Origin of the sequence: Streptomyces sp. TSRI0281, from assembly GCF_001905125.1 — a bacterium.
Lineage (GTDB): Bacteria > Actinomycetota > Actinomycetes > Streptomycetales > Streptomycetaceae > Streptomyces.
Genome location: NZ_LWLE01000004.1, coordinates 254,422 through 273,643, shown reverse-complemented (window position 1 = coordinate 273,643; position 19,222 = coordinate 254,422). Strand labels below are relative to the sequence as shown.

Genomic DNA, 19,222 nt, shown 5'->3' with positions numbered 1-19,222 from the left:
CTCAGCCGATCCCCTGATGGTCGGGGGACAGCGCGAACTCCCGCTCCGCCGCCTCCGGCACCGTGCGCTCCACCGCCTGCACCAGCAGCGCACGGTGCCGGAGCAGGGGCCTTCGCCGATCCTCGGGAGCGAGCAGCAGCAGATCGTCGATCCCGGCCAGCAGGCGCCGGGTGACCTGCGGAGTCCCCGCCGAGCACCCGCGGATCTCCTCGAACGCGAGATCCACCAGATCCGTCCACCCGGGCACGTCCTGGACGAGCCGCACCCGGCCGGCCCCGTCCCGGTGGTGCACCGCGCCGAGCGGCAGCCGCACCACCGCCGCGAGGAACTGCACGACCCGGTCCAGGCACTGCACGGCGGTGGTCGGGTCGTTCACCGCGGAGGACAGGGCCCGCAACGCGATGTCCGAGAGCTGACGCAGTCCGAAGCCGAGATCCTGGTGCAGCGCGCGTTCGACGCCGACCGACACCGTGTACGTCAGCGCGTGCCGGGGCGGGGCAGTCCCGCCGTGGACGGCCAGGACCGGCGTCCCGGGCACCACGAAATCACCGATCCGCGGGATCAGCCGCAGCACGACGTCCTGCCGCCGCGCGGCTCGTACCAGCCGCGCCACATTCACGTCCCGCAGGACCCCCGCCCGCCCCGTATGCATGAGCCGGCCGGTCTCGGGCGCGAGAGGTTCCTCGGACAGCGCCCCACCGGGCATCCGCCCGAGCACCCTCAACGACTCACGTGTGATGCGGTCGACGACCGGTCCCACCTGCATGAGCCGCAGGGTGGCACTCACATAGGCGATGAACAGCAGCAGACTCAGGCCGACCAGCCCCAGCGTCAGCATGCTCTGCACCAGCGGTACGGAGGTGACCCGGCGCGGGTCGGCCTCACTCTCGTACGAGGTGAGGACCAGCAGGGAGAACAGGAACGTCGCCAGGAACACCGTCAGCGTGAGCTTGCTGATCCGGCTCCTGACGAAGATCCGCACCACCCGCGGCGTGAGCTGCCCGCTCGCCATCTGCACCGCCACCAGCGAGATGCTGAACACGACACCGATGAAGGTCATCATCGCCGAGCTGATCGTGGTGACGATCGTCTTCGCGTCCTGGGCGAACGAGATCAGGTCGCCGAGTTCCTCGTACGCCTGTTCGTCCTGGAGGTACGTGACGATCTCCGTGTCCAGCGTGGAGGTGATCCACCACAGCACGAAGACACACACGCACCCCAGGGTCGGCGCGAACCAGAACGTGTCGCGCAGATGCTCGCGCAGGGGGGACAGCGCACGGGGCCGCCGATAGCCGCGATCACTCATGCACGCGAAGGTAACGCCGCGGACCCCGAGGACCGTGGACATCGCCGGACACCCGGCAAGCCGCACGCTGGGTGCGCGATCAACGACACCGGGTGAACGCCCGTCGGCGGTGCGGCACGATCGTGTCGCCAGTACCCGCCGCACCGCACTGACCACCGGATATGCAGGTGAGAGCCGCCCTGAACCCCTGGTATTGTTTTCTTTGTCGCCGCGGGGAAACACACCGCGAACGACAGACACCTTGTCCGGGTGGCGGAATGGCAGACGCGCTAGCTTGAGGTGCTAGTGCCCTTTATCGGGCGTGGGGGTTCAAGTCCCCCCTCGGACACCAGTGAAAACCCCAGTTGACCTGGGGTTTTTTGCTTTTCCAGGCTACCCGTGGCCCGTGCCCGTCAGGAATACGGTGGCTTCGGCAGTGCGGGCCACGGCTCCGAGCCCGGTCTCGTCCGGGCCGTGGTCGGTGTACTGGGTCCAGTTGGGTCAGGTGGTATGCCTCGCCGCCCGTTGATGGACCCCCGTGGCTTGCTGGTGGCTGCGTAGCGCTTTCAGGAGCCGGCCGACGACGTCGACATGGAGGTGGTTCCTTCATGACAGCAGGGGCTCACCCCCAACGTACGGGGATGAGCCCCAACCCATGGGACGTTGGGGGCCCAGTAGGTGTTGCCGCCGCGCAGCACCTCGCTCGCTCCGTGGCGTACCCGCGTGGTCCCGGGAGTGCTAGCGCCCCGACGCGATCACCGGGTAGTGGTCGGAGAGGTTGGTGTACGTGTAGTCCGTGCCCCAGCTGGAGACTGTCCAGGGTGCGCTCTCTTCCTTGATCACGTCGTTCGTCCACCCGGACGGCTTCGCGTGGCCCGCGCGGTGCAGGACGTGGTCGAGGTCCTCGCGGGGGTCGTCGGGGTAGCGCTCGGCGGCGATCGAGTTGTCCCGGGTGTCGAAGGAGTACGGGTGGCCGGTCCGCGCGTCGGCGGCGGTCAGGCCCGCGTCGGTGAGCAGGGACGCGTATTCGGCGGAGTGGAAGTCGACGTTGAGGTCGCCCGCCACGATGACCTGTTCGGAGGCGGGGATCTTCTTGGCGTCGAGGAAGGTGTCGATCGCCTTGAACTGACGGCTGCGCATCTGTGCCGCCTCGCCCGCCGAACATCCGGGGTCCGTCGACTGGGTGTGGGTGCCGACGATGTGGACCGGGGTGCCGTTCACATTCAACTGGGCGTACGCGAAGCCCTTGTTGGACCACCAGTCGCCGCCGCAGGCGTCCTTGAAGACGTACTGTTCCTTGCGGACGATCGGCCACTTGCTCAGTACGGCCACCCCGCCGTCCTCAGGAGTCGTGGCCGAGTAGGACCCGCCGGTGGCGTCCCAGCCGCTCCTGCTCCGGCCCACCACCGGGGTCTGGTACGGGTACTGGGCGGACGCGTTGCGCAGCAGGGCGTCGGAGGCCGAGTTGTCGAACGCCTCCTGGAGCACGACCACGTCGTTGCCCCGGAAGAACGACGTCTTCGGTATCTCCGCCGCCCGGTGGTCCTGGCCCCAGTTGGGGTAGAGATTCTTGCTGAAGATGAACGCGTTGTACGTCAGTACCCGTAGCGACGGCGTTTCGGCTGCCGTCGCCTGCGGGGTGTCGACGGCCAGCGTGACGGCGGCGAGCGCGGCGGAAAGCGTCACGCCGGAGAGGCGGCGGAGTGCGGTGTGGGGCACGGGGTCTCCTGCTTCTGCTGAGAGGGGGTGGACCGTGCCACCCATCAAAGCAGCGGCAGTTACCCGCCGGTAGACATGGGATGCCTGCAATCTTTACGGTCGGCTGCCATCCGGATTCAGCGCAGCGCGGCGTACACGATGAGGTTGTCCACGGGATGTCCGTTCGCGTCGAAGGTGCCGTCACAGGTGATGAGCCGCAGCGTGCTGCCGTCGGTGGATCCGTAGACCTTGTCGGTGGGGAACGCCTTCTTGTCGACGGTCTCCGTGCCGGTGACCGTGAAGTGGACGGTCTTTCCGGCCTTGTCGCGCACCGAGATGTCGGCGCCCTTGCGGATCTTCTTCAGATCGTGGAAGACGGCCCTGCCGAACCGGGTGTCGTTGTGGCCTATGAGCACCGCGGCACCGGGCTTCCCCGGTACGGCTCCGCCGGTGTACCAGCCCACGGTCATGCCCTGTTCGGCGGGCGGGACCTCGACGGTGCCGTCCGCGTTGAGGCCGAGCCGCATGACGGTGCTGTTCACGCCGACGGACGGGATGGAGACCGAGGCGGGACTCACCGGTTCGGTCTTCCCCGCCCGCGGAGGCGGGGTGGGCGCGTTGGACCCGGAGGACCCGGACGATTCAGTGCCGGACGAATCCGAGCCGGAGCGCGCGGAGGACGCGGACCCGGCAGCGGACGGTGAGGTGTCCGACGCCGTGGAGGAACACCCCGCCAGGGCGACGCAGGCGGCGATGGCGGGCAGTATTCCGGCAGCGCGCCGGAACGGGTGGTATGTACGGGACACGGGCAGGCTCCAGCCGGACGGGACGACGACCGACCGTGGCGCCGTCCGGTGGGACGGCGCCACGGTCACTGGTGGGTGATGACGGCAGGTCAGCCGTTGCGGTGGGCCGCGGAACGGCGACGCAGCACGATGGTGCCCGCGCCCGCCAGCAGCATCGCGCCGGCGGCCGATCCGACGAGTGCGGTGGTGCTGTCCCCGCCACCGGCGGGGCGGTCACCGGCGGCGACGCCGCCACGGGGCTTGACGGTCGGTGCGGCGCTTTCGCCGGCGCCCGCGTCGCCACGGGTCTTGACGGCCGGTGCGGGGCGGTCACCGGCGGCGACGCCACCGCGGGGCTTGACGGTCGGTGCGGCGCTTTCGCCCGCACCGCTGTCACGGGGCTTGGCCGTCGGCTGCGCGGCGACCTCGGACCCGACGGGTGAAGGGGTCTTCTCGACGCGCGGGGTCGCCGGCTTGGGCGTGCTGTCGGCGAAGGCCGCGGCCGACGGGGCGAGCACCGCACCTGCCGCGACGGCGGCGAGCACGACGGTACGCAGTGTGAGACGAGCGGTCATACAGATGGCTCCATTCCAGCTCGGCCCCGTGTCGGACCCGGAGGTGGTTCGCACCGGGTACGGGGCATGGGGCCAGGCTGGCGTGAAGTTATGAAGAAGCTGTCAGGACGCTGTGGTCATCCCATCAGCCCTCGCGTCGGGCCCCTGTCGGGCCGCCCTCAGGCCCTCGCTCCAGGCACGTCCGCCGCGGCACGGGACGTCGTGGGCAGCCGGAGCGTGAAGACCGATCCGGCCCCCTCGGTGCTCGCCGCACCGGCCGTACCGCCGTGGGCCTCGGTGAGTTTGCGGACGATGGAGAGCCCGAGGCCACTGCCTCCCGTGCGGCGGCTGCGGGACTTCTCCGCGCGCCAGAAGCGGTCGAAGACATGGGGGAGGTCCTCGGGCGAGATCCCGTTGCCCGTGTCCACCACCTCGACGACGATGTGCTCCCCGGACTCGGAGCCGTACGCACGCAGCGTCACCCGGCCGCCCGCCGGGGTGTGGCGCAGCGCGTTGGAGACGAGATTGCCGATGGCCTGCCGCAGCCGCACGGGGTCCGCTTCCAGTACCGGATCCGCTTCGCCTGCGGGGCCGGGTGCGGCGTCCACCGTCAGCGTCACGCCCCCTGTCTCGGCCCGGCCCTGGTGCGCGGCGGCGACCTGGGCCAGCAGCTCCTCGATCCGTACCCGCTCGGGGTGCAGCCGCAGCACGCCCGCGTCGGCCGCGGACAGGTCCTGGAGGTCGTCGATGATGTGCTGCAACTGCACCGCCTCCTCCAGCAGCGAGGAGACGAACGCCGGATCGGGATCGGCCAGACCGTCCTGGGCCGCCTCCAGCCAGCCCCGGATGTTGCTCAGCGGGGTCCGCAGCTCATGGGCGACATCGCTGACCATCGCCTTGCGCTGCGCCTCCAGGCGCGCCCGGTGCGCCGACATGTCGTTGAACGCGGTGGCCAGCCTGCCGATCTCATTGTCGGACGTGACGGGGACCGAGGCCGGTTCCTCACCGTCGCGCATGCGCTGTGCGGCGCCGGTCAGCGCGCGCAGCGGGCGCACGAGCCGGGCACCCGCGAGCACCGAGGCACCCACGGTGAGCGCCAGCACGAGAGCGGCGACACCGGCGATCTTGGCGGTGTTCGCCGGAGAGAGCGCGAAACCGGGCACGGTGGTGCCGCCCTCGTCACCGATGAACAGCAGGGCGGGGGAGGCCACGTAGGAGCTGAGCTGCTCGCGGCGCGCCGTGCCCACGCACGAGGCGATGGCCCGGTCGCCCTCACCGGTCTGTACCGCGGGCCTGTCGGTCGGGGCGGGGAGCGTCACCGGAGCCTCGGTCGGCATGGGCATGGGCATGGGCGTGGGTATGGCCTCCTGCCCCCAGGAGAGATCCTGGTTGAGCCGCACGGCGCTGCGGCCCTGACGTTCGAGGCAGGCGTCGGCCAGCTCGTTGAGTGCGGCCAGCGCCTTCTTCTCGGTGCGGGTGGGATCGTTCAGCGCGTCGGTGTCGCACCTGGTGCCCAGTGCCCGCTCGGGGTCGTTGCCCACGATCTGGATACGGGGCCGTCCGCTCGGTTCCACGACCACGTCCGAGGCGATCCCTGCCCGGCTCAGGCACGCCACGTTCCGGTCGGCGGCCTGCCGCAACCTCGTACGCTCCGCGGCCGACAGCCGGAACGGGCCGACCGCACGCGCGTCGACCCGGCCGTCGGCCGCCCCGGCGCGGTCGGCGTTCGCGGACGCCAGGACGGTGTCCACGGACAACGGGTCGACGACCGCGGACGCCTGCGGGGGCAGTGCGGGCGGGGTCTGCTGGGCTGCGGAGTCGGCGAGGGGCTGACGGCCCTGGGTGGTCAGCGCGACCCTGCGCCCGGACTGCCTGGCCAGTTCCGCCACGGTCGCCCCGACGCCGTCCCAGGTGGAGTTGCGGGCCGCGTAACCCAGCAGGGTGTCGTAGATCCGGGCGTCGGCGGTGAGGTTCTGCCCCTGCTCCTGCTTGATCGCCCCGGAGGTGGTCTGCACGGCCAGCCAGGCGGTCGCCGCCACCGAACAGGCCGCCACCAGCGCGGACACGCCGAGCAGCCGCCCGAACAGGCTCTTGCGCAGGGGCAGGCGGGTCCGGACCGCCCCGGTGGTGCCCTCAGGGCCCGTCGGACCGGGCTCGTGCGCTCCGGCGCGGGCCTCATCGGCGCTGTCCGGGCGGGAGCCGCCCGGCACGCGGGAGACCCTAGGCACGCGGGAGTCCCTTGGCCGGGTCCGTCAGTTTGTAGCCGACACCGAAGACCGTCAGCAGTCTGACCGGGCGGCGCGGGGCCGGCTCGATCTTCTTCCGCAGGTTCATCACGTGCACATCGACCGTCCGGTCCCCGATGTAGCGGTCGAAACCGTGCAGCTCCTCCAGGAGCCGCTGACGGCTGAAGACCCGGTCGGGCTCGGCCGCCATCGCGGCCAGGATCCTGAACTCACCCGGTGTGCACTCCTTCTGCTCACCCCCCACCGCCACCTCGTGCCGTTCGGGATCCACCGTCAGCGTCCCCACCCGCAGCACCTGGGACACCGCGGGCGCCTCCGGTCCCGTACGACGGGTGCGGCGCAGCAGCGTACGGACCCGTGCCATCAGCTCGCGCGGGCTGTACGGCTTGGTCATGTAGTCGTCCGCCCCGAGATCGAGCCCGAGCAGCAGATCGTCCTCCGTGGTGCGGGCCGTCAGCATCAGCACGGGCAGCTCCCGGCCCTCGGCCCGCAGCACCCGTACCACGTCCAGGCCGTCGGCCCTCGGCATCATCACATCGAGCAGGAGCAGATCCGGCTCACGGTGCCGCACTTCTTCGAGCGCGGCGAGCCCGTCGCCCACGACCCGTACGGCGTGCCCCTCCCGTTCGAGGTAGCGGCGTACGAGTTCGGCCTGCTTCTCGTCGTCTTCGGCGACTATGACGTTTGCACACACACGGCCGATCGTATGCGAGTGCGAAACACGGCCCGGCTACGGGCTCGGGCGGGACCGGCGGCGGGTCCTGGCGGTGTGAGGGCGTGAGCCGCCGCGTGGCCGGAGGCAGAGACGCGCCGGGGCGCGGCGCTGTTCCACGGGGCGTGGACGGCGATCCGGTCCACCGGAGGCGTTACGCGGCCATCGTCACGGCGGACTTGCCGAGGACGGCGCTCTTCGCCGTGCTCGGCCGCTCGGCGAAGACCACGATCCGCAGCAGCGCGAACCGGCCGGCCCCCGCCAGCGCGGATGCCGACAGATAGACGGTCTGCGCGAGGAGCGCGGACGGCGACGGGTCGAGGGCGTACAGGGCGAGCAGCGCGCCGGTGGTGAACGCGTAGCTCACGGCGGCCGTCAGGCCGGACTGGAGGTGAACACCCCAGCCCCCGCGACCGCTCCGGAAGGATATGCGGCGGTGCAGCTCCGTCGCGATCACCGTGGAGACGACCGTGACCAGGGCGTTGGCCAGCACCAGCGGCAGCCGTCCGTCCAGCAGCACGAGCACGCCGCTGGAGGCGACCCCGACCCCGCCGCCGCAGACGACGAAGCGCACGAACGCCGCGACAAGCGGGTGGGCCGCGAACGGCTGCCGGTGCGGACGGTGCGAGGGGGCGGTCACGGGGGTTCCTCCGTAGGGGATGGCGAGCGGTGCGTTGATTCCACCTCAGAATCTATGGGCCGGGCGTCCTCCGGGCGACCCAAATAGACCCCGACTTCACTGAGGGTTATCCCCCAGAGGGACCTGGTAGCCAGCTCCCCCCCTGTCGATCTTGTGATCAATCATGCGCAGATGTCGGGCGCGCGTGATCGGAAAGGGTCAGGAAAGGGTCTGTTGGACCCTCTGGGCTTCACGGAACCTCCTTATAGTGGTGCCGCGTTGATCGTATGGTCGCAACGCGCGAAGCCGTCGCCATTGGAGTCCGTACGATGACGAACCCCCTGCCCACCGCGTCCGCTTCCACGACAAGTGCGGGTGGTGGCTGCCCCTTAGGCCGCGTTCCGGGCGCCGTGCCCCTGGGGGGAGCCGACTTCACCACCGAGCCCCAGGTGCTCTACCGCACCATGCGGAGCGAGCACGGGCCCGTCGTCCCCGTCGAACTGCCCGGCGGGGTGCCTGCCTGGCTGGTCATCGGCTACCGCGAACTCCACCAGGTCACCAGCGACGGGGAACTCTTCCCCCGGGACGTCGCGTTGTGGAATCAGTGGGGGCACATCCCCGAGGACTGGCCGCTGCTGCCGATGGTCGGGCGGCCCATGCCGTCCATCTACTTCACCGCGGGGGCCGAACACCTGCGGCACGCCCGGATGGTGGGGCCCGCCCTGGAAGGGGCGGACCCGTTCGAGATCCGGTCGCACTGCGAACAGCTCGCCGACCGGCTCATCGACGACGTCTGCAGCCGGGGCACGGCCGATCTCGTCGCCGAGTTCGCCGTACCGCTCCCCGTCCTGGTGCTCGCCCGGCTGGTCGGCTTCCCCGACGCCGAAGGCGCGGACATCGCCCGGGTGCTCAAGGACCTGGCCGACGGCGGGGCGGGAGCCCAGGAGGCCCATGCCCGTTTCGGCGAGCACATGCGGCGGCTGGTGGAGACCAAGCGGTCGGCACCCGGGGACGATGTGACCTCCCGGATGCTCGCGCACCCCGAGCCGTTCACCGACGAGGAGTACGCGCTCGACCTCATGGCCATCACCGCGGCCGGGCACCTGACCACCGCCGACTGGATCGGCAACTCCATGCGCCTGATGCTCACGGAGGACCAGTTCGCCGCCTCCCTCTCGGGCGGGCGGCACAGCGTCGCCGAAGCCATGAACGAGGTTCTGTGGGAGGACGGTCCGACCCAGATCCTCGCCGGACGCTGGGCGGCCCGCGACACACATCTGGGCGGCCGGAACATCCGGAGCGGCGACATGCTGCTGCTCGGCCTCGGCGCGGCCAACGCCGATCCGCACATCCGCCAGCAGCTCTCGTCCCCCGGAACCGGTTCGGGGCAGGGCGGCAACAACGCGCATCTCGCGTTCAGCCACGGCGAGTACCGCTGCCCGTTCCCCGCCCAGGAGATCGCCGAGACCATCGCCCGCACCGGCATCGAGGTCCTGCTGGACCGGCTGCCCGACCTCGAACTGGCCGTTCCCGCGGCGGAACTGGTCCGCCGGCCGTCCGCGTTCCTGCGCGGGATGACCGCGCTTCCCGTCCGCTTCACTCCCGTACGTACGACAGGAGATCCGTCGTGAACTGCCCTCACGCTGCCGCCCATGGCGCCGAACCGGGTGTCGGGACCGTGGCCATCGACCCGATGGTCCAGGATCTGGACGGCGAGACCGCCCGGCTGCGGGACGCCGGGACGCTCGCCCGGATCGAGCTGCTCGGCGTCCCAGCCTGGACCGTCACCCGGCACGCGGAGGCCCGCCAACTCCTCGTCGATCCCCGGCTGGTGAAGGACATCGACGCCTGGGCGCTCTGGCGCAGCGGGGCGGTGACCCGGGCCTGGCCGCTGATCGGAATGATCGACGCGGGGCGTTCGATGTTCACGGTGGACGGCGCCGAACACCGGCGGCTGCGCACCAAGACCTCCCAGGCCCTCACCCCGCGCCGGCTCGAAGCGCTGCGTCCGGACATCGAGAAGTTCACCGGGGAACTGCTCGACTCCCTCGCGGAACAGGGCAGGGACGGGGTCGTCGACCTCAAGTCCGTGTTCGCCCAGCCGCTGCCGATGCGGGTCGTCGGCATGCTGATGGGGGTGGACGAGGATCAGCATCCGATGCTGATGAAGCGGTACAAGGCGTTCTTCTCGATGCTCACCCCGCAGGAGGAACGGCTGGCGCTGCTCGACGAGCTGGACGTCTTCTACTACGCCCTGGTACGGGAGCGGACCGCGCGGCCGGGCGACGACCTCACCAGCGCACTGATCCTGGCCGAGGAGGGCGGGGAGCCGCTCACCGAGGAGGAGGTGGTGGGCAATCTGAAGGCGATGGTGGCCGCCGGCCACGAGACCACCATCGGGCTCATTCTCAACGCCGTACGCGCTCTGCTCGCGCACCCCGACCAGTTGCGGATGGTGCTGGGCGGGCACATCGGGTGGGAGGCGGTGATCGAGGAGACACTGCGCTGGGACACCCCCACCACTCATCTGCTGATGCGGTTCGCCACCGAGGACATCCCGGTCGGCGACGACGTGATCAAGGAGGGCGAGGGAGTCGTCATCTCCTACCGGGCCATCGGGCGGGACATCGAGCAGCACGGCGCCGACGCCGACGCCTTCGACATCACCCGGCCCGCCCCCATCCGGCACATGACGTTCGGCCACGGTCCGCACATCTGCCCGGGAGCCGCCCTCTCACGGGTGGAGGCGGCCATCGCCCTGCCCGCCCTGTTCGGACGGTTCCCCGGGCTGCGCCTCGCCGTCCCGGACGACGAGATCCGCAAGCTGCCGGTGATGACACAGAACGACATGGAGTCCTTCCCCGTACTGCTGGGGTGAGCGGTGGCCACAGGCCCGCACCGTCCAGGTTGTCGAAGCGCGGTCGTCGAAGCGCTTCGACGACGCCCCTGGACAGTGCGGGGCGTCCCGTCCGGTCTCCGGGTGTCCGTGCCCGTCGGATCAGCGGGGAGGGTGGTGGGTGAGGTGCGTCGAAGCGCTTAGCGGCGCCACCCGGGTCTCCCGGTTCGGTGAACTCGTCACGTCCCGTGCACCCATGACGCCCGTCGACCCGCGCGCCCGTCAACCCGTAGTGGAGAGCTGAATGGTCACCCTTGCCGAGGTCGCCCAGCACGCCGGAGTGTCAGCGAGCACGGTGAGCTATGTCCTCAGCGGCAAGCGGTCCATCTCCGCCTCCACCCGGGAGCGCGTGGAACTCAGCATTCAGCAGCTCGGCCACCACCCCAACGCGGGTGCGCGCGCCCTCGCCAGCAGCCGCTCCAACATCATCGCCCTCATGGTGCCCCTGCGTACCGACATGTATGTGCCGGTGATGATGGAGATCGCCATCGCCGTCGCCACCACCGCCCGCACCCACGGCTACGACGTCCTGCTGCTCACCGGCGAGGAGGGGCCCGAGGCCGTGCGGCCGATCGCGGGGAGCTCACTCGCCGACGCGATGATCCTGATGGACGTCGAACTGCACGACGAGCGGCTGCCGCTGATCCGGGAGACCGGCCGGGCCGCGGTGCTCATCGGGCGGCCCGCCGACACGGCCGGGCTGACCTGCGTGGACCTCGACTTCGAGGCGACCGGGCCCTGTGCGTACAGCATCTCGTCGGTCTCGGACACCGCGAGCTCGCGCTGGTCGGGGAGGCGGAGGCCGTGTACGAGCGGCACACCGGTTTCGCCGAGCGGACGGTCGACGGGGTCCGGGCGGCGGCCCGGGAGGCCGGCGTACGCGTGCTGCACCGGCCGTGCGAGGGCGGGTACGCGGCGATGGCGCGGATCGTCGACGAGCGGCCGGGCACCACCGGATTCATCGTCCAGAACGAGGCCGCCGTCGAACCGCTGCTCAATCTGCTCCAGCAGCAGGGGCGCGCCGTCCCCGAGGATGTGTCGGTTCTCGCCGTCTGCCCCGATCAGGTGGCGTCCCAGGCATCGGTGCGGCTCACCTCGGTCGCCGTATCCGCACAGGAGATGGGCCGCCGGGCCGTGGAGCAGGTCGTGGCGAAGCCGGCCGGGCGAGGCGCCGACGAGGTCGAGCTGCTGACTCCGGAGCTCACCGTCCGGGCCAGTACGGGGCCGGCGCCCGGCTGGGATTCCCGGCCGCTCCACCTGTCCGGGTGACCCGTCCGGGTGAGCCGTCCGGCCGGGCGCGGTGCCCCGCCGTCTCGCATCGTGCCCCATCCACGTGGCGCAACCCGTCCGAAGTGGCGGAATGGTCCCAACGGGCCTGCAATCGAACCTGGTTGCGGGAGATCCGGCGTGATAACTTCGCGATCGATCGTGGAAGGAAGTACCGGCGCGGCGGGGGATGGGGTCGGTGGTGGCACACGCGCCGAGGGGATCGCGGGAGACCGATCCGCTTCTGGTCGGAGCGCTGGTCGACGAGTTGTGCGCGCTGGCCTGCGTGCGCGATCCGGAGCAGTGCATCCATTTCGTCGCCCTGGTCGCGTTTCAGCTCCGGACCGAGATCAACTACCTGCGCAAGAACCCGCGGGTCGACATGCTGTCGCTCGTCATGGACGTCCTGAAACGTGACGGCGGGCTCGACGCGCTGATCTTCGGCGTCAGCGTCGCCTCGGGACCCGAGGACTCGGCACGGCTGGCCAGACTGGTCGACAGCTCCGGCCCCGGCGGGGCGACCGCGGACCTGGCCCCGGTCTTCAGCGAGGGCGCCCTGCGGGAGATCGGGCGGCTGCTCGGCGAGGTGCGCGACTCCGACGACGGCCGCCTGCACGCCGTTCTCGGCCATGAACTGGGCGTCGACGTCCCCTATGGGCTGTCGCCCCTCCAGCGCTTCGACTATCTGCGCGAAGTCAACACGCAGGCCGACGGATTACCTCCCGCTCTGGTGCTGGTCGAGGTGATCGCCCATCAGTCGAAAGCGGTCGGCGGCAAGTTGCGCGAGTGGTCGGACCGCTGGGCCCGCGAAGCGGGTACGGAAGCCGTGGAGGCGCTGGCGGAACGGCGGCGCGGGATCGCGGCCCCGTCGAGGGCCGACCCGGAGGTGCCGCGCTGTCTCGTCGTGATGGTGGAGCCCGCCGATGACGGCTCGGCCGATGTCTTCGTACGGCACTGGGTCAATCCGGCCCCCGGCTACTGGGAGCCGGTGGCGGGCGAGGTGGAGCGTGCGACCCTCGACACCCTCGCCGGAGCGGTCGACCGGGCGATCGGCAGCGGTGAGGCCCGCTGGGCGGATGTGCCGGAGCTGGAGAACGAGCCTCCCGTGCAGGTCGAGTTCGTGCTCCCGTTCCCCTTGCTCAATCACGACATGGCCCGTCTCGAACTGGGTACACAGTCTCTCGACCCGCTTCCCCTCGGCCTTCGCTACCACATCAACCTGCGGAGCCTCGAACGGATGAGGACGCGCGACCCCGCGCAGCTGCGGCGCTGGCGGGCCCGCTGGAAGCGGCTGAGAACGGCCGGAGCCGCCGAGCCCCACCGCTGGCGCACCGGAGAGACCGAACAGCTCGACCGCTGGCGAGCCACGCTGGCATCCGAGCCGCGGCTGACCGCCGTGATCCTCGACGTGCCCGCCCTGCCGGGACACGGCCTGGAGGCTCTCACCGCCGCGATCGCGGAGGGGGTGGGCCTCGCCGCATGGGACCGCCGACCGGACAGTCCGGCCCAGTCCGGCGAGGTACTGACGGTGCTGCTGGGGCATAATCCGGCCCAACTGGCATCAAAAGTACGACAGTTGCGTAAAGGTGCTGAGGAATTGGATGGCGGAAGCCTGCTTCTGGGAAGGCACATCGCATTCTTCTGGGACGACCCCAACCGGCTGGTCGACTGCGAGGAGGAGCTGACAGCATGACCGAGCAGGACACATCCGTACCGCAGGTGACGCCGCCCTCCTGGAGGGTGTTCCACGCGACAGGGCAGGAGCCCGCCGGGGAGCCTCCCCGGCTTCCCGAACCGCCGCCCTGGCGGGTTTTCGCCGGAAGCCCCCTGCAGCCCGCGCCGCCGGACGACGCCCAGGCCACCCGGCGCCGCCTCGGCGTCGTGCAGGAAGGCCCGCAACTGCGGGAGGAGGAGATCGACGCCGTCAACGCGGCGCTCCTGCTGCGCCGCCCGCTGCTCATCACGGGACCGCCCGGAGTGGGCAAGTCGACCCTCGCCTATCTGATCGCCCACGAGCTGGGGCTGGGCCGGGTGCTGCCGTGGAGCATCGTCAGCCGCACGACGCTGCGCGGCGGCCTGTACGAGTACGACGCCATCGGCAGGGCCCAGGCCATCGCGGCATGGCGGGCGGGCGGCGACGACGGGATCACGGCGCCCGCGGCCGACGGGACGGGCGCGCCCGACCTGGGGGACTTCGTGACGCTGGGGCCCCTGGGGACCGCCCTGCTCGCCTACGGGCGCCCGCGGGTACTGCTGGTCGACGAGCTGGACAAGAGCGACATCGACCTGCCGAACGACCTGCTCCATGTGCTGGAGAACGGCAGTTACGACATTCCGGAGCTGGTCCGCAGCAGTGTGGGTGAGGTGTCGGTCTTCACCGACGACCCCGAGCGCCGGGCCGTCATCGAAGCCGGCCGTGTCGAGTGCGCGGAGTTCCCGGTCGTGGTGATCACCAGCAACGGGGAACGCGAGTTCCCGGCCGCGTTCCGGCGCCGCTGTCTGCCGCTGGAGATGCGCCCGCCCAGCCGGGAGCAGCTGATCTCCATCGTCGTCAGCCATCTGCGCCGACGGCCGGAGGGCATCACGGCCCTGGTGGACGAGTTCGAACGACGGCTGCACGGCGGCGGTACCCAGTCGGTCGACCAGTTGCTGAACGCCGTGCAACTCACCACGGCCGACGGATTCCAGGCCGAGGCGGACGGGCGTAAGCTGATTGAGATGCTGCTCCGCGACCTCTCGAAAGGCCGCTGATGAACGGCTTGCCCCGGGAGCGTGCTCCGGACGCGCCGTCCACGGCGGGCGGCGATGCCACCGCGCGTGACGCGAGCGGCGACCTCGGCTGGCAGGACATCGCCGACGCGGCCTGGCTGGCGGCGACCTGGCAACGGGCGGGACGCACCTCACCCCAGGAGTCCGGCGCACCGGCACCCTTACCGGGTGATCCGGAGGCCCTTCCCGACGCGGTACCGCCGCCGCCGGGCGACACGTCGCCGGAGGTGGTGCCCGCCGGGAGCACCTACGACACGGAGCTGCGCGAGCTCGTCCTGCGCTCGGTCGAGGAGACCCGGACCGCCCGGCCGGACGAGGCCATTCCGGCGGCGACGCGCCCCGTACGGCGGATGGCGCCCCTCCGCCTGGCCAAGTCCCTGCGCGGGCTGGGCCGGCGTGTTCCCTCGCGGTACCTGAGCCGGCTGGACGAGGCGCGCACCGCGGAGTGCGGACTGAGCGACGGGCTGTGGATCCCCTACCTCCGGCCGGTGCGCGAGCGCGCCTTCGACCTGATGCTGCTCGTCGACAGCGCCCCCACCATGCCCGTATGGGGCGGCACCGTCCGCCAGTTGGCCGACGAGGCGGTACGCAGCGGAGCCTTCCGCGACGTCCGTACGGTCGAGGTCGCGCTCTCCGGAGACGGGGCACCGGTGCTGCGCTGGCCGGGCGACCGGCACGCGGACCCCGCCGAACTGCTCGACGGGCGCGGCTCACGGCTGTTCCTCGTCGTCACCGACGGTCTGGCCCGGGGCTGGGCGGGCCGCGGCGCCGACGAACTGCTGGAGCGGCTCACCTCCGGCGGGCCCACCGCGCTGGTCCATCTGCTGCCGCCGTATCTGCGCCACAGGTCCTCGCTGTACCCGTTCCGCGCCGAGCTGGACGCGGCCGGATTCGGCGCGCTCAACCGGCACTTCCACTGCCGCCCACCGCACGGCGAAGGGGAGCGGGCGCGCCGGCTGCCCGACCCGGACGACGGTTCCGTACCGGTGCCCGTGCTGAGTCTGCGCCCCGGATCGTTCCGTTCGTGGGCCGATCTGATCACCGGTGAACGCGGTGTGCGCCGTACGCTCCCGGTCGTCCTGGCCGGAGCCATGGCCAAGGGCGTACCGGCGCCGGGCCTGCGCCGCCCCCGGATCGACGGTCCCCGTGCGGCGGTGGCCGCCGTACGGAGGTTCGTCTCGCTGGCCAGTCCGCTCGCCCGGCAGCTCGCCGTGCTGCTGGCGGTCGCCCCGATGCGGTTCGATGTCATCGAGGAACTGCGCGACCGGGCCCTGCCCGAGTCCGGACCCGACCATCTGGCGGAGATCATGATGGGCGGGCTGATCGACTGGGAGCGCGACGGCGAGGGCGGCCCCGACTTCGCCGAAGGGGTGCGCGAGGCGCTGCTGGCGACCGGCAACCGCACTCAGCTCGCCAGGGCCGTGGGCCTGCTCGCCGCATCGCGGGCCGGCCAGGCGCAGGGCATCGGACTGCGGGCGGCCCTGCGGGACCCGGCGCGAACGGCGCTCCCGGACAGCGGAGTCGGGCCCTCCTGGCTCCGTATCGAACTGGCCGTACTGCGTGCTCTGGGCGGTCTGCCGTACAGACATCGTGCGGCTCGCCTGGCCGACCGGCTGCTGCACGGCGCGGGCTCTGCAGCGGAGGCGATCAGGGATGATAAAGAGGCATTTGATGTGAATGCTCCAGCTCTCCGGTCGCATCCGGCCGCTTCACCAGGAGGATCTGTGTCGCCCACGACACCCGTAACAGCTGCCAAGGATGTCCGGAGGGACGAGCAGAGCATGGACGGCACCGCACCGGAGCTACGATTCGTCCGCACCGGCCAGCCGAAGATCATGGGCAATGTGCCGCCCAAGAACCCCAACTTCACCGGACGGGAAAGCCTTCTGGCCGCGGTGGAGCGGCAGTTGCAGGAGGACGAGACCACCGCCGTCCTCCCGCACGCGCTGCACGGCATGGGCGGGGTCGGCAAGTCGCAGATCGCCGTCGAGTACGTGTACCGCCACAGCGCCGAGTTCAACGTCATCTGGTGGATCCCGGCGGAGCAGGAGAACCTGGTCCTCGGCGCCCTCGCCGACCTGGCCCGCAGCCTGGGCCTGGAAGTGGGCCCCCAGGCCAACGCCGCGGTCCCGGCCGTCCGCGAGGCGCTGCGTACCGGCAAGCCGTTCGACAACTGGCTGCTGGTCTTCGACAACGCCGAGGACATCGAGGCCGTACGGTCCTACTTCCCCAACGGTGGCCCCGGAAAGATCATCGTCACCTCGCGCAACCGCGAGTGGGAACGGGTGGCGACCCCGCTCAGCGTGGACGTGTTCGACCGGGACGAGAGCATCACGCTGCTGCAGCGCCGGGCCCGCGGCATGAACACCGACGACGCGAACCGGCTCGCCGCCGCCCTCGGCGACCTGCCGCTCGCCGTCGAGCAGGCGGGCGCGTGGCACGCCGCCACCGGCATGCCGGTGAGCGAGTACCTCGACCTGCTGGACCAGCGCCGGCCCGAGATCCTCGAACTCGACCCGTCCCCCGACTACCCGCTGCCGGTCGCCGCGGTCTGGGACATCTCGCTGGGACGCCTGTCGCAGGACAACCCGGCCGCCCGCCAACTCCTGGAGATCTGCGCCTGCATGGCGCCCGAGCCCATCCCGCTGAACATCCTCAGGGGCGGCCGGAACGTCGAGATCACACCGGAGCTGGACCCGGTCCTGCGCGACCCCCTGCTGCTCGCGCGCGCCACCCGCGACCTCAGCAAGCTGTCCCTGGTGCGGCTGGACCACAAGTCCGGCACCCTCCAGATGCACCGGCTGATGCAGAACGTCATCGTGGCCAGGCTCGACGAGGAGGAGCGGGTCAAGATGACCCGGGCCGCCCACCTGCTGCTCACCACGGCCAAGCCCGGGGCCCCCGCCTCGCCGGACCAATGGCCCGCCTACCAGGCGATCCTGCCCCATGTGATCGCCTCCGGAGCGGTGGAGAGCTCCGACGCCTGGGTCCGCGACCTGGTCTACGACATGGTCTTCTTCCTCTACTACTGGGGCGCCCACGAGTCGGGCGCGGCGCAGGCCAGTCTGGCGTGGACCGCCTGGCGCGCCCAGTCCGGCGACGAGGACCTGCACGTCATCCGGATGACCAAGCTGCTGGGCTTCTACCTCCGGCTGCTCGGCCGTTCGGAGGAGGCGGCCGCGCACAACGAAAGGGCGCTGGCGATCTCGCGCGGGGCGCAGATCCCGGACGAGGAACTCATCGACTCCATGTGGCAGATGGCCGGAGCACTGCGCCAGCGGGGCGAGTTCCAGGCCGCGTGCGACCTCGACGAGGAGGCGTTCACCCGGGCGAGCGACATGTTCGGACCGGAGGACCCGGCCACCCTGAGCGCCGCGCACGACTACTGCGTCTCCCTGCGGGCCAGTGGGCGCTTCGCCGCCGCCAGGGAGATCGACGAGGAGACGGCACGCCAGCGCGAGCTGCTCTACGGACCCGCGAGCGGCCTCACGCTCAACACGCTGAACGGTCTCGCCATCGACATTCGCGAGAACGGCGACTACCTGGGCGCCCGCGCCCTCCAGGAGTCCAACTACCAGGCATACGTCACCCACTTCGGCGAGAGCAACGCGGCCACCATCCGTGCCGCGCTGCTCCTCGCCGTGTGCCGGCGCAGGGCCGGAGTCCTCGAAGGAGGAGCCGCGTTCGCGGAGCAGAACCTCGAACGGTTCACCACCCGCTACGGCCTCAACAACCTGGACGCCCTGGCGGCCGCCATCCACACCATGGTCGAGCGGCGGCTCAACGGTGACCTCGCGGGCTCCCGGGAGCTCGGCGAGCAGGCGCTCGCCGGTCTGCGCACCGTGGTCGGTGCCCGGCACCCGCACACCCAGTTCGCCAAGGTCAACCTGGCGGCGACCCTGCGGGCGCAGGGCGACATCGACAAGGCCGAGGCCCTGGACGTCCAGGCCTGGCAGCTGTTGGAGAGCACCCTCGGAGAGGGCCACCTCAATACGCTCACCGCCGCCATGAGCCGTGCCAACAACCACTACGCCCGGCTCGACTTCGCCCGCGCCAAGGAGGCCGACGCGGCGGTCCTGGCGCGGCTCACCGAGAGCGCCGGGGCCGATCACCCGCTGACCCTCGTCTGCACGGCGAACCTGGCCCTGGACCAGCGCGGCCTCGGACAGTCGGCGGAGGCGGACCGGCTCAACGCGGTCGCGATCGACGGGTTCTCACGCGTGCTGGGGGACGACCACCCCTGGCAGACGGCGGCCCGGCTGCACCAGCGGATCGAATGCGACATCGCCGCGCTGCCGCTCTGACCGGCCGGCCGCGCGACCGGCCCGTCGCAGCGGAGTGTGGTGCCCGGCCCGCCGGCCTCACGGTCGGCGGGCCGGTTCCGGCGAGCAC

At 71.2% G+C, this 19,222-nt stretch carries 12 protein-coding genes, 1 tRNA gene and 1 pseudogene; 7 read left to right on the top strand and 7 right to left on the bottom strand.

Annotated features, from left to right (window positions below; all coding sequences use genetic code 11):
* Position 1: 1 nt before the first annotated feature.
* Positions 2–1,306 carry a DUF2254 domain-containing protein gene (locus A6A29_RS11165; protein WP_073719946.1) on the bottom strand — a complete coding sequence of 435 codons (1,305 nt, stop codon included), beginning with the start codon at positions 1,304–1,306 and terminating at the stop codon, positions 2–4.
* 243 nt (positions 1,307–1,549) lie between these two features.
* Between A6A29_RS11165 and A6A29_RS11160 the strand changes: the two genes are divergently transcribed.
* Positions 1,550–1,637, top strand: a tRNA-Leu gene (locus A6A29_RS11160).
* Between the two features lie 386 nt (positions 1,638–2,023).
* On the opposite strand, the gene sph is transcribed toward A6A29_RS11160, so the two are convergent.
* The 6 genes from sph to A6A29_RS11130 all read right to left on the bottom strand — a co-directional run bounded on the left by sph (position 2,024) and on the right by A6A29_RS11130 (position 7,920).
* On the bottom strand, positions 2,024–3,004 hold the full coding sequence (gene sph / locus A6A29_RS11155; RefSeq protein ID WP_073719864.1) for a sphingomyelin phosphodiesterase: 981 nt from the start codon (positions 3,002–3,004) through the stop codon (positions 2,024–2,026).
* 116 nt (positions 3,005–3,120) lie between these two features.
* Positions 3,121–3,795, bottom strand: coding sequence for a class F sortase (locus tag A6A29_RS11150; RefSeq protein WP_073719945.1), 675 nt, complete (start codon positions 3,793–3,795; stop codon positions 3,121–3,123).
* Positions 3,796–3,878: 83 nt separating this feature from the next.
* Positions 3,879–4,343: a hypothetical protein gene (locus tag A6A29_RS11145; RefSeq protein ID WP_073719863.1), complete on the bottom strand. Its 465-nt coding sequence runs from the start codon at positions 4,341–4,343 to the stop codon at positions 3,879–3,881.
* A 158-nt stretch (positions 4,344–4,501) separates the two neighbouring features.
* Entirely contained in the window at positions 4,502–6,421 is a 1,920-nt protein-coding gene (locus A6A29_RS11140; protein ID WP_198953046.1) for a sensor histidine kinase, read from the bottom strand.
* A 121-nt stretch (positions 6,422–6,542) separates the two neighbouring features.
* A complete protein-coding gene (locus A6A29_RS11135; protein WP_073719862.1) occupies positions 6,543–7,262 on the bottom strand; it encodes a response regulator transcription factor in 720 nt (239 codons plus the stop codon).
* Positions 7,263–7,434: 172 nt separating this feature from the next.
* Positions 7,435–7,920, bottom strand: coding sequence for a GtrA family protein (locus A6A29_RS11130; RefSeq protein WP_073719861.1), 486 nt, complete (start codon positions 7,918–7,920; stop codon positions 7,435–7,437).
* Positions 7,921–8,228: 308 nt separating this feature from the next.
* On the opposite strand from A6A29_RS11130, the gene A6A29_RS11125 reads away from it, so the two are divergent.
* The 6 genes and pseudogenes from A6A29_RS11125 (at position 8,229) to fxsT (ending at position 19,134) form a co-directional block, all read left to right on the top strand.
* The gene (locus A6A29_RS11125; protein WP_073719860.1) at positions 8,229–9,530 is read left to right on the top strand and encodes a cytochrome P450; all 1,302 of its coding nucleotides are present in this window, start codon (positions 8,229–8,231) and stop codon (positions 9,528–9,530) included.
* Positions 9,527–10,777, top strand: coding sequence for a cytochrome P450 family protein (locus A6A29_RS11120; protein WP_073719859.1), 1,251 nt, complete (start codon positions 9,527–9,529; stop codon positions 10,775–10,777). The genes A6A29_RS11125 and A6A29_RS11120 overlap by 4 nt, the downstream gene beginning before the upstream one ends.
* 262 nt (positions 10,778–11,039) lie before the next feature.
* Positions 11,040–12,064, top strand: a pseudogene (locus A6A29_RS11115) (LacI family DNA-binding transcriptional regulator).
* A 199-nt stretch (positions 12,065–12,263) separates the two neighbouring features.
* Positions 12,264–13,754 carry a VMAP-C domain-containing protein gene (locus tag A6A29_RS11110; RefSeq protein ID WP_241838419.1) on the top strand — a complete coding sequence of 497 codons (1,491 nt, stop codon included), beginning with the start codon at positions 12,264–12,266 and terminating at the stop codon, positions 13,752–13,754.
* Entirely contained in the window at positions 13,751–14,812 is a 1,062-nt protein-coding gene (locus A6A29_RS11105; protein WP_073719857.1) for an AAA family ATPase, read from the top strand. Before A6A29_RS11110 ends, A6A29_RS11105 begins: the two co-directional genes overlap by 4 nt.
* A complete protein-coding gene (gene fxsT / locus A6A29_RS11100) occupies positions 14,812–19,134 on the top strand; it encodes an FxSxx-COOH system tetratricopeptide repeat protein (RefSeq protein WP_073719856.1) in 4,323 nt (1,440 codons plus the stop codon). Before A6A29_RS11105 ends, fxsT begins: the two co-directional genes overlap by 1 nt.
* Positions 19,135–19,222 lie beyond the last annotated feature (88 nt).

Coding starts and splice junctions, on each gene's coding strand:
- A6A29_RS11165 (WP_073719946.1), bottom strand. CDS start 1,306: ATGAGTGATCGCGGCTATCGGCGGCCCCGTGCGCTGTCCCCCCTGCGC.
- A6A29_RS11145 (WP_073719863.1), bottom strand. CDS start 4,343: ATGACCGCTCGTCTCACACTGCGTACCGTCGTGCTCGCCGCCGTCGCG.
- A6A29_RS11125 (WP_073719860.1), top strand. CDS start 8,229: ATGACGAACCCCCTGCCCACCGCGTCCGCTTCCACGACAAGTGCGGGT.
- A6A29_RS11105 (WP_073719857.1), top strand. CDS start 13,751: ATGACCGAGCAGGACACATCCGTACCGCAGGTGACGCCGCCCTCCTGG.
- fxsT (WP_073719856.1), top strand. CDS start 14,812: ATGAACGGCTTGCCCCGGGAGCGTGCTCCGGACGCGCCGTCCACGGCG.